This is a genomic window from Roseibium sp. MMSF_3247 (genome assembly GCF_030733765.1).
Classification (GTDB): Bacteria; Pseudomonadota; Alphaproteobacteria; order Rhizobiales; family Stappiaceae; genus Roseibium.
In genome coordinates this window covers 103,838-116,690 of the sequence record NZ_JASHII010000006.1, presented here as the reverse complement: position 1 = coordinate 116,690, position 12,853 = coordinate 103,838, and the positions used below count along the sequence as shown (strand labels likewise).

Annotated in this window: 17 protein-coding genes and 1 tRNA gene; 12 read left to right on the top strand and 6 right to left on the bottom strand. The window is 55.5% G+C overall.

Annotation, left to right across the window (positions count from 1 at the left end; genetic code table 11):
• Positions 1–38: 38 nt before the first annotated feature.
• The 7 genes from modA (at position 39) to RBB44_RS19325 (ending at position 5,997) form a co-directional block, all read left to right on the top strand.
• Complete coding sequence (gene modA / locus RBB44_RS19355) at positions 39–800, top strand: molybdate ABC transporter substrate-binding protein (RefSeq protein WP_306149273.1); 762 nt, start codon at positions 39–41, stop codon at positions 798–800.
• A 43-nt stretch (positions 801–843) separates the two neighbouring features.
• On the top strand, positions 844–1,551 hold the full coding sequence (gene modB / locus RBB44_RS19350) for a molybdate ABC transporter permease subunit (protein ID WP_306149274.1): 708 nt from the start codon (positions 844–846) through the stop codon (positions 1,549–1,551).
• Positions 1,544–2,635 (top strand): molybdenum ABC transporter ATP-binding protein, encoded by a 1,092-nt coding sequence (gene modC / locus RBB44_RS19345; protein ID WP_306149275.1) that lies wholly within the window; start codon positions 1,544–1,546, stop codon positions 2,633–2,635. The genes modB and modC overlap by 8 nt, the downstream gene beginning before the upstream one ends.
• A 123-nt stretch (positions 2,636–2,758) precedes the next feature.
• Entirely contained in the window at positions 2,759–3,193 is a 435-nt protein-coding gene (locus tag RBB44_RS19340; protein ID WP_055671903.1) for a carboxymuconolactone decarboxylase family protein, read from the top strand.
• A 1-nt stretch (position 3,194) separates the two neighbouring features.
• Complete coding sequence (sigJ, locus tag RBB44_RS19335; protein WP_306149276.1) at positions 3,195–4,118, top strand: RNA polymerase sigma factor SigJ; 924 nt, start codon at positions 3,195–3,197, stop codon at positions 4,116–4,118.
• Between the two features lie 121 nt (positions 4,119–4,239).
• The gene (locus tag RBB44_RS19330; protein WP_306149277.1) at positions 4,240–5,247 is read left to right on the top strand and encodes a DctP family TRAP transporter solute-binding subunit; all 1,008 of its coding nucleotides are present in this window, start codon (positions 4,240–4,242) and stop codon (positions 5,245–5,247) included.
• Between the two features lie 102 nt (positions 5,248–5,349).
• A complete protein-coding gene (locus RBB44_RS19325; protein WP_306149278.1) occupies positions 5,350–5,997 on the top strand; it encodes an MSMEG_1061 family FMN-dependent PPOX-type flavoprotein in 648 nt (215 codons plus the stop codon).
• 100 nt (positions 5,998–6,097) lie between these two features.
• Here the strand turns inward: RBB44_RS19325 and RBB44_RS19320 are convergent, their stop codons facing one another.
• Both RBB44_RS19320 and RBB44_RS19315 read right to left on the bottom strand, forming a co-directional pair.
• Positions 6,098–6,379 carry an SCP2 sterol-binding domain-containing protein gene (locus tag RBB44_RS19320; protein ID WP_306149279.1) on the bottom strand — a complete coding sequence of 94 codons (282 nt, stop codon included), beginning with the start codon at positions 6,377–6,379 and terminating at the stop codon, positions 6,098–6,100.
• A 225-nt stretch (positions 6,380–6,604) separates the two neighbouring features.
• Positions 6,605–7,408 (bottom strand): MipA/OmpV family protein, encoded by an 804-nt coding sequence (locus RBB44_RS19315; protein WP_306149280.1) that lies wholly within the window; start codon positions 7,406–7,408, stop codon positions 6,605–6,607.
• Positions 7,409–7,635: 227 nt separating this feature from the next.
• On the opposite strand from RBB44_RS19315, the gene RBB44_RS19310 reads away from it, so the two are divergent.
• Positions 7,636–7,932, top strand: a complete 297-nt coding sequence (locus RBB44_RS19310; protein ID WP_133952616.1) for a YggT family protein — start codon at positions 7,636–7,638, stop codon at positions 7,930–7,932.
• 43 nt (positions 7,933–7,975) lie between these two features.
• On the opposite strand, the gene RBB44_RS19305 is transcribed toward RBB44_RS19310, so the two are convergent.
• From RBB44_RS19305 to RBB44_RS19290, 4 genes are all read right to left on the bottom strand, one after another.
• Positions 7,976–8,167: a Trm112 family protein gene (locus tag RBB44_RS19305; RefSeq protein WP_306149281.1), complete on the bottom strand. Its 192-nt coding sequence runs from the start codon at positions 8,165–8,167 to the stop codon at positions 7,976–7,978.
• A 24-nt stretch (positions 8,168–8,191) separates the two neighbouring features.
• A complete protein-coding gene (locus tag RBB44_RS19300) occupies positions 8,192–8,869 on the bottom strand; it encodes an LON peptidase substrate-binding domain-containing protein (protein WP_133952614.1) in 678 nt (225 codons plus the stop codon).
• Positions 8,870–8,957: 88 nt separating this feature from the next.
• Positions 8,958–9,902 (bottom strand): thioredoxin, encoded by a 945-nt coding sequence (gene trxA, locus RBB44_RS19295; protein ID WP_306149367.1) that lies wholly within the window; start codon positions 9,900–9,902, stop codon positions 8,958–8,960.
• Between the two features lie 161 nt (positions 9,903–10,063).
• Positions 10,064–10,591 (bottom strand): prolyl-tRNA synthetase associated domain-containing protein, encoded by a 528-nt coding sequence (locus RBB44_RS19290; RefSeq protein ID WP_306149282.1) that lies wholly within the window; start codon positions 10,589–10,591, stop codon positions 10,064–10,066.
• A 241-nt stretch (positions 10,592–10,832) separates the two neighbouring features.
• Here RBB44_RS19290 and RBB44_RS19285 point away from each other — a divergent pair.
• The 4 genes from RBB44_RS19285 to RBB44_RS19270 all read left to right on the top strand — a co-directional run bounded on the left by RBB44_RS19285 (position 10,833) and on the right by RBB44_RS19270 (position 12,826).
• Positions 10,833–10,907, top strand: a tRNA-Gly gene (locus RBB44_RS19285).
• A gap of 349 nt (positions 10,908–11,256) precedes the next feature.
• Positions 11,257–11,628, top strand: a complete 372-nt coding sequence (locus RBB44_RS19280; RefSeq protein ID WP_133952611.1) for a hypothetical protein — start codon at positions 11,257–11,259, stop codon at positions 11,626–11,628.
• Entirely contained in the window at positions 11,625–12,185 is a 561-nt protein-coding gene (locus tag RBB44_RS19275; RefSeq protein ID WP_306149283.1) for a TetR/AcrR family transcriptional regulator, read from the top strand. The genes RBB44_RS19280 and RBB44_RS19275 overlap by 4 nt, the downstream gene beginning before the upstream one ends.
• 131 nt (positions 12,186–12,316) lie before the next feature.
• The gene (locus RBB44_RS19270; RefSeq protein WP_306149284.1) at positions 12,317–12,826 is read left to right on the top strand and encodes a hypothetical protein; all 510 of its coding nucleotides are present in this window, start codon (positions 12,317–12,319) and stop codon (positions 12,824–12,826) included.
• The last annotated feature ends 27 nt before the right edge of the window (positions 12,827–12,853 follow it).

Genomic DNA, 12,853 nt, shown 5'->3' with positions numbered 1-12,853 from the left:
CGTACATAGCAAAGGCTGTAAAGCGAAAGGACGTTGCTGTGCGCTTGAGCCTCATTGTGGCTGCCGTTTTTGTGCTCGCTCAGACTACTGTTGCTGCTGCGGAAAGACCACTGACCGTCTTTGCAGCCTCGAGCATGAGCGAGGCGATGGGGGCGATCGGTGAGGCATTTGAAGCGGAAAGCGGTGTGCCGGTGACATTCTCATTTGCCGGCACTGGTACGCTTGCGCGTCAGATTGAGGCAGGCGCGCCCGCTGATGTCTTCGTTTCTGCCGACACGCTCTGGATGGGGTACTTGACGGACCGGGGTGCCGTTCAGACGGAAAGCGAAACGGTTATCGCTTCGAACCTGATAGTCTTGGCTGGCGCGCTGGACAGCGAACCATTGGATCTGTCCGCTGACGCAGTTGCTGCGCGGCTGGGCGACGGACGGCTGGCAATTGCCGACCCGGATACTGTTCCTGCAGGGCGCTATGGCAAGGCCGGGCTGACCGCACTCGGGCTCTGGTCATTGGTCGAAAGCCGATTGGCGCCGATGGAAAACGTTCGCGTTGCCTTGGCCGCGGCGGCGCGCGGTGACACGCCGCTCGCGCTGGTCTATGCAACCGATGCTGCAATTGAGCCGAGTGTTCGGGTACTGGTGGAACTGCCAGCGGAAAGTCATCCTAAAATTGAATATCCGGCCGCGATGACGACAGACGCCAATCATCCGCAGGCGGCGGCCTTTCTGAGCTTTCTGACTGGTCCCGAAGCTGTGAAGATCTTGCGTTCCTTTGGCTTTGTGACCCATAAGGAAGAATAGCCTTCCAGGAGGAAGGTCCAACGGCAAATCGATCTGAGCGCGCGTGAATTTTCTCACCCTTCAGCCCGCCGAATGGCAGGCGCTTCTTCTCACCTTAAGGGTTGCAGCAGCAGCCTTGCTTGTGGCCCTACCGCTTGCAGTGATGGTTGCGTATGGCTTGGCCCGGTACAGATTTCCGGGTCATGGTGTTGTCAACGCACTGGTGCATTTGCCGCTGGTCCTGCCTCCGGTCGTCACCGGTTATGTTCTATTGCTGGCCTTTGGCCGCAATGGGCCGATCGGGTCCGTGCTGGAAGACACCTTCGGCATCACGTTTGCCTTTAACTGGACCGGGGCCGCGCTGGCCGCCGGGGTCATGGCGTTCCCCCTGATGGTCCGTCCGATCCGTCTGTCTTTTGAAGCCGTTGATCCAAAGCTCGAAGATGCTGCCCGGTCCTTGGGTGCGCGGCGGCTGGTCAGTTTTTTGACAGTCACTTTGCCGCTAGCGCTCCCGGGTATTCTGGGCGGGGCCATTCTCGGCTTTGCCAAGGCCATGGGTGAGTTCGGCGCGACCATCACTTTCGTCTCCAACATTCCGGGAGAGACACGAACGCTCGCCTTGGCGCTTTATACAGCCACCCAAAGCCCAAGCGGTGACTTGGCAGCCTTTCGCCTGACCATCATCGCAACCATCGTCGCCTTCGGCGCCTTGATAGCCTCTGAACTGCTCGCTCGTCGCCTCCGGAAACGTCTTGGAGGCGCGGATGCTTGACGTTGATATCAAGGGCCAGGTCGGTGCGCTGCCGCTGACTGCACGATTCAAAAGCGAGGGGGGTGTTACCTCCCTGTTTGGCCAGTCAGGGGCCGGGAAAACAAGCCTCACCAATATGATTGCGGGTCTTATCCGCCCGGTATCCGGCCGGATTACCGTCAACGGCACAACGCTTTTTGATGCAGACAAGAACATCAATCTTGCGGTTCAGGCCCGGCGGATCGGGCATGTTTTCCAGGATGCGCGCCTGTTTCCTCACATGAGTGTGCGCTCCAATCTGACCTATGCGCGCTGGGCCGGGCGCCGGAAAACGACACGCTCGATGGACGAGGTGGTGCAGCTATTGGGTTTGCAGCCGCTCTTGGCCCGCAAACCCGCAACGCTGTCCGGCGGTGAGCGTCAGAGGGTCGCAATCGGACGGGCGCTGCTGTCGGATCCGCGGCTCTTGATCATGGACGAGCCCTTGGCCAATCTGGATCAGGCCCGGCGCAATGACATTCTCCCTTATTTGGATCGCCTTTGCGCGGAAGCCGGGATCCCGATCCTTTACGTCAGCCACTCGATCGAAGAGGTGGCTCGCCTGTCCCAGACCTTGGTGATCCTGTCCGATGGCCAGACACCGGCCTTTGGACCGGTTGCCGAGATGCTCGCCAGAACGGATCTTGGCAAGGCAACCGGCCGGCATGAGGCCGGGGCGCTCCTTGAAGGCACCGTGAGCTATACGGACAGCGTGTGGGGACTGACGCATATCGACATTGGCGGTGCGACCATTCAGATCCCTGATCTTGGAGCTGCGCCAGGCGAGCCAATCCGGTTGCGTATTCGGGCACGAGATGTCGCGCTTGCGACAGAGGTTCCGAATGGGCTTTCGATCCGGAATAGGCTGAAGGGAACGATCCGCAGCATTTCGGAAGAAAGCGGACCTTATGCAGAAATTCTCTGCGGCGTCGGCGAGCAGACGATCCGTGCCCGGATCACGCGGGCATCGGTTGCCGATCTTGGTCTGGTAGTTGGAAAAACGGTGACGGTCCTCATCAAGAGTGTCGCCATCGACAAACGCCAGCGTGCTCCGGTGCCGGGGTAAGAGGCTGAAATATCTGCGGTTTCATGTGAGGCGATGAAAAAAATTTAGAGCATGTCACAAGCGGCAAAGCTGGGTCGTCATTTGAGTATGGGACCAATTCAGGTTCTGAATGAGGAACTTCAAATGACTGCGACTACTGCACCTGTAAACCACCACCAGCAGATCCCTGGAATTGCACAGACCCTCGGCGGCGTTTCGGCGTCCTTTGCCAAGGAAGGACTGGATCCAAAGCTTCAACATCTGGTCGATCTGCGTGTTTCACAGATCAATCAATGCGCCTTTTGCGTGAAGATGCATATCAAGGAAGCACTGGCAGCCGGCGAATACAGTGAACGGCTGGAACGTCTGATCGTCTGGCGTCATGTCGATGATTTCAGCGAGAAAGAAAAGGCCGCGTTGGCGTATGCCGAAGCGCTGACTTACATGAAGTCGGAGCAAAGCTATGGACCGCTGCGCGCGGAACTCAGAAAACACTTTACCGAAGCGGAGATCAGCTTGTTAACCGCGGCGATCGGCATGATCAACCTCTGGAACCGGGTTCAAATCTCGAATTACTGATATGAGCGAGCAATCGAAACTCGAAGTGTTTGAGCAGGCCAGACCCCGTCTTTTGGGGCTGGCTTACCGCCTGCTCGGCTCTTGGGCCGATGCTGAAGATGCTGTGCAGGATACGTTTTTGCGGTGGCAGGGCAGCGACGGTGCCGCGATCCTGAATCCGGATGGATGGTTGACGACCGCTTGCACCAACCGGTGTCTTGATTTGTTAAAATCCGCGCACAACAAGCGCGTCGATTATGTCGGCCCCTGGATCCCCGAGCCGCTGCACATTGAAGCCGGTGAAACACCGGAAGGCGATATTGAGCGGGCTGAATCCCTCACGATTGCATTCCTGCACATGATGGAACGTCTGTCGCCAAAAGAACGGGCTGCGTTCTTGCTACATTCGGTGTTCGGCCAATCGCACAGACAGGTCGCAGGCGTTCTCGGAATGAGTGAATCTGCCTCCCGTCAGCTCGTCTCCCGGGCAAGCCGTCATGTGCAGGGGCCGAGCGCCCGTTTTGTGCCGCCAGTGGAGTATCAGGAAAAGATGCTGACAGCTTTTCTTGATGCCGTGATGTCCGGTTCGACGGAACAGCTGGCCGGGCTGTTGTCTGAAGGTGTGCAATATCAGTCAGACGGTGGCGGCAAGGCGACGGCCCTCGGCAGGATCCTTTCGGGCAGCGGAGATGTCTCCAAATACGTTGCAAAGATCATGTCGCGGCTCTGGGTTGGCTCAGGTGGAACTCTGGAGCGCAGGATCATAAACGGAATTGAAGGTCTGGCCCTTTATGAAGGTGGGAAACTGGTCTCAGTCGTCAATTTTGGATACAGCGCGGACGGCTTGATTGATCAGATTTTCATTATGCGGAACCCGGATAAGCTGCGCGGGATGGCGCTGTCGATCCGGCACGACACCGGAAACGGGGCTCTTCAGCCGAACTGATCGCAGTCTCAACAAAGGGTTTTCCTTCCTGAGTGTTTAATGTTCGGCAAGAGGCATTGGGTTAGGGTCGACGCCGTTCGACACACGCAATGCTGTTCATGAAAGCCTGGGAGGAGCACATATGAGAAAGATCGCCGGCCTCACCGCTGCGGTTTTGTCCTCCTTCTTATTCGGTGTATCGCATGCCTTTGCTGCCTGCGATGAGGACGAAATCGTTATTAAGTTCAGTCACGTCGTCGCAGCGGAAGGCCATCCCAAAGGGGAAATGGCAAGCGCGCTAGCGGACCGGATCAATGCCGAGATGAACGGCACTGCCTGTATGCAGGTGTTTCCATCATCGCAGCTCTTCGACGACAATCAGGTGATGGAGGCGCTTTTGTTGGGGGACGTCCAGCTGGCGGCCCCATCGCTTTCCAAATTCGAAGCTTACACCTTGAAATACAGGGTGTTCGATCTGCCGTTTGTTTTCTCCAACATGGACGCCGTGACAGCTTTCACTGAAGGCAAAAAGGGACAAGAGCTGCTCGGTGCGATGTCCGATTACGGCTTTGTTGGCTTGGGATACCTATTCAACGGTCTCAAACAGTTTTCGGCGAATAGGCCCCTGATCGTACCAGATGATGCGAAAGGCTTGAGGTTCCGTGTCCAGCCCTCCGATGTTGCGGTTGCCATGGTCGAAGCCATGGGGGGCACTGCGCAAAAACTGGCGTTTAAGGATGTTTTTGAGGCCCTCCAGATGGGCGTTGTGGATGGACAGGAAAACACCTGGTCCAACATTTACACCCAGCGGTTCTTTGAGGTTCAGGACGGCGCAACGGAGACCAATCACCAGCTTCTGGCCTATCTCGCGGTAACATCTCAGGAATGGTTGAACAGCCTGGATGAAGATGTCCGCAGCCAATTCTTGACGATCTTTACCGAGGTCTCTGATGACTTCAACGCACGGTCAAACGCGATCAATGAAGACAGCAAGCAAAGCATCATTGAAAACGGTGGAGTTGTGCGGGCGTTGACCCCGGATCAGCGCGATGAGTGGGTCACTACCATGAAGCCGGTCTGGGATATGTTCCGAGATGATATCGGCGCCGATGTCATCGATGCCGCGATTGCATCCAACAAGGCTCGCTGATCCTGTTCCGCGCATTTGTCCCGGCAGGGTGCCAAAAACCGTCGCAATTGAACCCAAATCGGCGGATAGTGCAATTGTTTGGTCTGGTTTGGTGAGTTGCTGATGCCGTCTGTTTCTGATCCATTTGAAGCTCTTTCTGGGTTCATTACCACCGCAGAAGAGCTTGAAACCGTTTGCGGACATCCTTTGCCGCAGATTGCAGCAAAGGAGTTGCCGGCGCTTGATGAGATTTGCCGAGATTTCATTTCGAAAGCGCCTTTTTGCTTTGTCGCATCGGCGAATCCTGAGGGTCATGTCGATGTGTCACCGAAGGGCGATCCGGCTGGATTTGTAAAGGTTTTGTCCCCAAGCCTTCTGGCGATCCCCGACCGGCCCGGCAACCGCCGTCTCGATACATTCCATAACCTTTTGAAAGACCCGCGCATTGGTCTTTTGTTTCTGATCCCCGGTCGAGGAGAAACTTTGCGGATCCGCGGGGAGGGCCGTCTTACCACCGATCCAAAGCTGCTTGAGAGCCTGTCTGTTCAGGGCAAGTCTCCCAAGCTTGCTTTGGCCGTCCATGTTCAATCCGCTTTCATGCACTGTCCGAAATGTGTCTTCCGGTCCGGCCTGTGGCAGCCCGATGCCTGGCCGAATACCGACGGCATGGCGGACATGAACGAAGCGATGGTCAAGCACGCCAAGATCGGGCTTAGTCCGGAAGAGTGGTTCGAAACTCTAAGAGAAAAAGGTGAGCTCGATCTTTGGTGACCGGTCGTTTTCAAATGAGAACCCGGGTCCTCGCCCACAAAAAAACCGGCCTTCGAAAAGGCCGACTGCGAGGTATCTGCTTCTTTGGGAAGAGATGTAATCAGACGACGCTGCCAAGCTTCATGGCAACGCTCATGTCGCCTTCAACTTGCATTTTGCCGCCCATAAACGCGGCCGTCGGGTTGAGATCGCCGGAGAGCATGTCTGCCAGGTCTTCGGCTGACATTTTGATGGTGCAGTCTGCGTCGCCATCGTCGTTGCTGACTTCAGAACCCTGCAAAAAGATCGTACCGTCATCGCCAAGGTCAAATTTGACGCTTTCTGCGATGCCGCCGCCAGAAACCTTGTCACGGATATCGTTGGTGAGCTGTTCCAAGGACATTATGTTTTCTCCCATTGAATGAGGCCGAAGCCGTCTGTTGCCCCTTTGAAGCATGCCGTTTACGTAACCGTCAAGAAATAATCCGTTCCGTTATATCTTCTTCAGTCGATTTTTGCTCTCTCATACCCCCCAACACCTTCCAACAGGCGTGCTTGCAGAATGACAAAAAACACGGGGCCCGATTGAGCCCCGTGTTGTGAAAACAGTTACAGCTTCTGGCGAACTTTATTTGAATACGTCGAACGCAAACCGATACGTGAAGCCAAGGCCGACATTGAACTGGTTCTCGCTGCCGACCTTTGCGATCGGGCTGTCAGCAGCGTCGCCCACGAGGCGGTCATATCCGCCCTGAAGGTGCAGGCGCACATCGTCATTGAGATCGTAGCTGACACGGGCTGCCAAGCCGACAGATTTGAAGCCGGCACTCGGGTTATACTCGCTGAGGCGACCACCACTCGCCGCAGCCTCAGTGGAGGTAACGCCGAAATAGGTATCCATGTAGCTGCCAGATGCAAAGTCTGCGCGAGGTCCGAAGCTTAGCTCCCACTTCTCGCCCGGATAAAGGATGCCATCAAAACCGAATTGACCGACCTGACCATCGTGGCCGTTGATGCCCTGCCTTATTTCGCCGAATGCGCGCCAATGCTGGGTCCGGAAACCACCGCCGAGACCAAGCTCTAAGGCCCAATCAATCTTGTCGGTGCCCGTGAGATCGGTTGTGTCGCTCGCCTTGCGTTCTCCGACAAAGCCAAATGACGGATAGAAGAAAACACCCGTCCGTCCGCGGCCTTCAACGACCTGGCCGAGGCCGGGAACATAGAAACGTCCCATCTGGATCAGGGGGAAGGGATAAACAAGGTAGGAGTCGGAAGCCTCATAACGCGGCTTCACCATGGCCCCAACGCCGAGGTCGATCACGAATTGCCGCGTTGCATCCTCAGCGGACAGGCTCCCGCCCTGCGCTAGTGCTGTGCCTGGCAATGAACCGGCCAAAAGCGCAATTGCAGCGCGCAAAATGATTTTTCTCATGAGACCCACATACGTATGGAATTTTTCGATCGCGAAGATAGCACGAAGACTGGTAACGCAAAGGCTAAGAGAGTCGGGTTTTGCCAGACTGTTGCATTTTCGCATCTGCGTAACCGGGGACTAGAGTCTTCTTGTTTGCCAACCGCCTGCGCTCAGCGGGTTGCAGGCGGCGGTACAGAAAGCTACATGAAGAACAACACCTGCTTCAAAAGGCAACGGACCGCACAATGACAGCCCTTTTCACAGTGATCCTCATCGCACTGCAACTCTATACCTACGTGGTGATCGCGAGTGCGATTTTCTCCTGGCTCTATGCCTTTAATATCGTCAATCCGAGAAACCAGATAATCGGCATGATCGGGCAGGTCCTTTATAACCTCACTGAACCCGTGCTCCGGCCCATCCGGCGTTTCATGCCGGATCTCGGCGGTGTCGACATCTCACCGGTCGTTTTACTGCTGGGTATCATTTTCATTCAAATGATTATTCAGAACAACCTGATGCCTCTGTTCCGCGGCTTCTAGGCGCGCAAACAAAAACCCGGGTCTCAGCCCGGGTTTTTCAGTATCAGTCTTCGAGGTTTCGTGCCTCATCCGGCAGCATGATCGGAATTCCGTTTCGGATCGGATATGCCAGTTTGGCTGTCCGGGAAATCAGTTCTTGCGCTTCCGCGTCATATTCCAATGTTGCCTTTGTCACAGGGCACACCAGCAGTTCCAATAGCTTCCGGTCGATTGGCCGGTCGGTTGTTTCTGTCATTGTCCAGTTTCCGCCAGTTCTGGCTCATTGAAGAGTTGCGCCGCCGTCATTGTCGTTTCTGGCGAGGTCCATCTCGGTAATGGCAATTAAGGTCTCGGCGCGGGTCTTGAGGTCCTGCGCTTCCAACAGTGCCTGTTTTTCCTGCGGACCGTAGGGGCACATCATGCACAATGCGTTTACCAGAACTTCTGTCTCAGCCTCTTTGACACTGTCCCAATCTGCTTCCAGATTATTGGCGTCCAGATAAGCCCTCAAGGTTGTTAGAAGTCCGTTCCGATCGACGTCGTCTTCGCCTTGACCACATCTGAGATCGGCAGCGAACGGAGCAAAATCGACTTCTGCCTGCCGAAAGCGCGTCAATGCGGTCAGTTCCTGCGCGACACGGAACCGTGTCACACCTTGGAGTGTGATGAGGTACCGGCCGTCGCCGGTTTCTTGGAACCCGGTCAAACGACCCGCACAGCCAACTCCTTCCAGCAAGGGTTGATCCGGGTCTTTCGTGTTCTGCCGTCCCGACGGTTGCACCATCCCAATGAGGCGGTTGCCCGCCAAGGCGCTATCAATCATGTCGATGTAGCGCGGCTCAAAAATGTTCAACGGAAGCTGCGTTCTGGGAAGCAGCAACGCACCGGACAAGGGGAACACAGGCAAGACCGGAGGAAGATCAGCAATCGTCTCGTAAATGGCGTTACCAGCCTGCATGAGTGGGCCTTTGTGTTGTTGTTCTCGACCAACCGCTTTGTGCGGTTGTACCGCATAAGTGGGTATGTGTGGCGCGAGTGGCCTATCGTCAAGAAAACAACACGGCAGACAGTTTGCGCCGGCCATAGGCACTTGCTTCATCCTTGAAACCCCAGGCCTCAAAGAACTGCAGCAATTGTTTGCGGGCGCCGTCTTCGTTCCATTCGCGGTCGCGGCGGACGATCTCTATGAGCTGGTCAACGGCCGCTGTTTTGGCACCCTTTGAATTCAGCCCGAGCGCAAGATCAAAGCGGGCCTGATGATCGTCTGGGTTCTGGGCGATGCGCTCCTCAAAACCAGCCAAGTCTCCAAGGGATGCGGCTTGTTCGGCAAGGTCCACAGCAGCTTTGGCTGCCAAATAAGCTTCATCCGTGCGTTTTTCTTCCGGTGCGAGCTCCAGTGCCTGTTTGGCGCGTTCCAGGTCGTCGGCGCCGAGGTAGCACTGGGTCAGTCCCGCAATGGCCTGAACATTATCCGGTTCCGCCTGCATCAATGCCCCGAACAGCTGAGCGGCCTGCCCGTAATCCTTATCGGCCAATAACGCGTTCGCTTGTTCCAGGTAAGCTTCGGCAGGATTGGCAGGAGCCGGGCCGCCAAGCTTTTCGATGAACGCCTTGATTTGGCTTTCCGGCTGAGCGCCCATGAAGCCGTCGACCGGCTGACCGTCCTTAAAGGCAATCACGGCCGGGATGGATTGAATTCCCATCTGGCCGGCAATTTCCGGATGGTCGTCAATGTTCATCTTGGCAAGCTTCACCGTGCCGCCAGCTGCTTTAACAGCGGCCTCGATCAGCGGTGTCAGCTGCTTGCAAGGGCCGCACCAAGGCGCCCAGAAGTCCACGAGTATCGGCTGCTGGCGGGAGGCCTCCATCACATCAGCCATAAATGTCTGTGTGGTGACGTCGAAAATCAGGTCGCCATCCGGCGCGCCGCCAGAGCCGTTGCCACCACCGCCGCCGAAACCGCCGCCTTGGCCACCATATCCGCCACCCATGCTGGCGCCGAAACCGCCACCGACTTGACCGCCAATGCTGTAGTCGCCGTTGCTCATTAATCTGCCTCTTGCTGTTCGGCTGCTGTGAACGTTGGCCTTGTTGGCCGTCTCGCTGGAAAAACCGCACCTAACATGGCGCGGCTACAATCGGATTACAATTCTCAACCCTGTACTTCGCTTGCCTGTGCCTGCGCACTGACTGCCAGCACTTGCGGATCATGACCGCAGGCCTTCGCAAACTTGAGCAAATCGCTGGAAGAAATCGCCGTCGTCGCGTCATTTTTCAGCGGGTGATAGTTCAGGACGTCATGTGCCATCATTGCTGCATCAAAAACGGGCGTGACACGTTGCGCTTCGCGGTCGTTGATCAGGGAAAACGGGGTGACGGACCCGGGCTCCACGCCAAGCACTTCCATCAGAAGGTCTGCATTGCCAAACGACACCCGTCCCTGAGCGCCAATCACCTGGTGCACTTTTTTCAGATCAATTTCGGCATCGTGCAGGGTTGTTATCAGAAACAACCGGCCCTTCTTGTCTTTGACGAACAGGTTCTTGGTATGGCCACCTGGAATGCGGTCGTGCAGGTCGCCGGATTCGGCGACTGTGAACACCGGATCATGATCCACAGTGGTGACAGAGATCCCCAGATCCTGAAAGAAGCCCATGAGCTCGTCGCGGGTGGCTGGCATGACTTTTCCTGAAAAAATTTGACTGTTTGCAGCTCTCTAGCGTGTTTTGATGCTGATCCGCAAGGCGAGTGTTGCCCATGGAGCGGCTATTTTCTGCGGTTTTTACGGGTGTCGAAGCTGTGAAATCCACAAAAAGACAGCTAAAAAAATTTCTGCATTTTCGGTGTTGCATTCTGTTTCGGCTTAGTTCATATACTGCGCCACCGACGACGAGGCAGCCGCCACCGAGTTGGAACACTATGCGGGTGTAGCTCAGGGGTAGAGCACAACCTTGCCAAGGTTGGGGTCGTGGGTTCGAATCCCATCGCCCGCTCCAATTTCACCGAACGGTGCTAAAAGCCAGTTGCAGAAAAGCAACTGGCTTTTTTGTTGCGCTGATCGTTTGCGACAATTTTCCCTATGATTGAAATAAATCAGCCTTGCAACTTTATATTAGCGTTATTGCCCGGCTACTAATCTACCTGTGCAAACTGCGGATGGCGAAATTGTCAGTATTTCGTCCCAAGACGCGATTGCGACTGCTTCAGTGACTTTTCCAGCGGGACCACCAGGTTCCGCTGTTTTTTTGTGAATTTGGGCTCCTTTGAACGGCACAGGAATTGTCACTTGCTATTTCAAATATCAGTCCATACCATAACGTATGGTATGTATATTCGGAGATTGAAATGAACGTTTATTTTGCGAGTGCCGGAGCACTGGCCGCCATTGTGTGCCTGATCCATACCTTCTTGGGCGGCCGGGCGATCGCTGAGCCGCTTTTGAACGCGCCCGGGCTGCATCCCGTTCCCAAACTTACGACCTACTATTGTTGGCACATCGTCACCATCACACTCGCAGTCATTGCCGGGATGTTCGGCTATGCTGCGCTTTATACTGGCGGAACAGATCTCGGGTGGGTGGCAACTATATTGACGTTTGGCTACTGCGTGCTCGGCCTAGCCGTTCCGGTCTTCAAGAACCAGGCATTTAAAGATATGCCGCAAGGGTGGTTGTTCCTACCGATCGTCATCCTTGGTGTGTTGGGCGGCAGCCTATGAGCGAGAAGAAGCGGTTCGGTAAAGCGGACTGGATTACGCTCGGATTTGGGCAACTCGTCAAAGAGGGCATCGGGGGGCTGACCCTCGATGCGCTGTGCCAGACGGCGTCGCGGACCAAAGGCTCTTTTTATCATCACTTCAAGGATCATGATGCATTCCTGACCGCTTTGGCTCATGCCTGGAAGAAACAAAACACACTTGATGTTGCCGAAGAAACGCTTGCGAGTGCGCCCGAAGACCAGGCGCGCACGCTGGCACTGAAGGCGGCTCAACTCGATCATGACCTGGACCGTGCCATGCGCCAGTTTGCGCAGATCAACCAGACGGCCCGGCAAACCGTACGCGAGGTCGATGATCTCCGAACCCAGTTCATTGTTCAGTTGTATCTTGCGCAAGGGCTGGATGATGCCACTGCAAACAGCGTTGCGAAAATTGAATACGCTGCCTTTGTCGGCGCTCAGATCATCTGGCCGGAAATGACTGCCGAAGAGCGCCTCAAACTAGATCAGCAGTTTGCAGACCTTGTCTCTCGCGGCACGAAACAGCCTCAGAAATAGAGCGGTTTGACTTCAGCGATCTTTGATAAGTGGATTTACGGACCGGTTTTGCGCGTTGAATGTAACCAGTTTTCAAGGACTCGCCCTGTATGAATTGACGATAGTTCCGACATTCAAGACAGAAGATAGATATGGCTATTTTGCGCCAACCCGTTACCGCCGTCGTGATCGCTTTCTGGTTTTGCTTTTGGCTTCTGAACGGCCTCGATAAATTTTTTGCCCGTCAGGACATCGGGTTTGTCCATTGGTGGGGCAATCACCGCGTCGAAAAGTTCACCATGTATTTTGATCGCCTGGACATCGATCCAGGTTTCGTAACGGCGACGCTCGTATTCGCGGGCATTGTCGAGTTTTTTGCGGCCGCTTTGTTTTTGGTGGCCGGAATTCGGCTTGTCAAAAACCAGCCGGGTGTTGCCTACCGGACCGACCTTGCGATTGCAGTGTCGATCGCCGTTTTTCTCGGATTTGCAATCTTCGATGTGGTCGTTGGCGACAGGGCTGAGTTGTTGGAGCACTCGACTTATGTTGGCGTCCTGCTCGTTTCTTTCCTTGCGGTCGCAGCTGAAAGTTTCTTTCAGCACCTCAAGGATCTGGACGGCGACAGCACGATCAACCGCCGCTATCCACCAGAGCCGAATTAATTCTGCGGAAGCAGCTTGGACCGGAGC

Excerpts from the sequence above, each read along its gene's own strand:
- modC (WP_306149275.1), top strand. The coding sequence starts at position 1,544 with ATGCTTGACGTTGATATCAAGGGCCAGGTCGGTGCGCTGCCGCTGACT.
- RBB44_RS19340 (WP_055671903.1), top strand. The coding sequence starts at position 2,759 with ATGACTGCGACTACTGCACCTGTAAACCACCACCAGCAGATCCCTGGA.
- sigJ (WP_306149276.1), top strand. The coding sequence starts at position 3,195 with ATGAGCGAGCAATCGAAACTCGAAGTGTTTGAGCAGGCCAGACCCCGT.
- RBB44_RS19330 (WP_306149277.1), top strand. The coding sequence starts at position 4,240 with ATGAGAAAGATCGCCGGCCTCACCGCTGCGGTTTTGTCCTCCTTCTTA.
- RBB44_RS19325 (WP_306149278.1), top strand. The coding sequence starts at position 5,350 with ATGCCGTCTGTTTCTGATCCATTTGAAGCTCTTTCTGGGTTCATTACC.
- RBB44_RS19320 (WP_306149279.1), bottom strand. The coding sequence starts at position 6,379 with ATGTCCTTGGAACAGCTCACCAACGATATCCGTGACAAGGTTTCTGGC.
- RBB44_RS19315 (WP_306149280.1), bottom strand. The coding sequence starts at position 7,408 with ATGAGAAAAATCATTTTGCGCGCTGCAATTGCGCTTTTGGCCGGTTCA.
- RBB44_RS19310 (WP_133952616.1), top strand. The coding sequence starts at position 7,636 with ATGACAGCCCTTTTCACAGTGATCCTCATCGCACTGCAACTCTATACC.
- RBB44_RS19305 (WP_306149281.1), bottom strand. The coding sequence starts at position 8,167 with ATGACAGAAACAACCGACCGGCCAATCGACCGGAAGCTATTGGAACTG.
- RBB44_RS19300 (WP_133952614.1), bottom strand. The coding sequence starts at position 8,869 with ATGCAGGCTGGTAACGCCATTTACGAGACGATTGCTGATCTTCCTCCG.
- trxA (WP_306149367.1), bottom strand. The coding sequence starts at position 9,902 with ATGGGTGGCGGATATGGTGGCCAAGGCGGCGGTTTCGGCGGCGGTGGT.
- RBB44_RS19290 (WP_306149282.1), bottom strand. The coding sequence starts at position 10,591 with ATGCCAGCCACCCGCGACGAGCTCATGGGCTTCTTTCAGGATCTGGGG.
- RBB44_RS19280 (WP_133952611.1), top strand. The coding sequence starts at position 11,257 with ATGAACGTTTATTTTGCGAGTGCCGGAGCACTGGCCGCCATTGTGTGC.
- RBB44_RS19275 (WP_306149283.1), top strand. The coding sequence starts at position 11,625 with ATGAGCGAGAAGAAGCGGTTCGGTAAAGCGGACTGGATTACGCTCGGA.
- RBB44_RS19270 (WP_306149284.1), top strand. The coding sequence starts at position 12,317 with ATGGCTATTTTGCGCCAACCCGTTACCGCCGTCGTGATCGCTTTCTGG.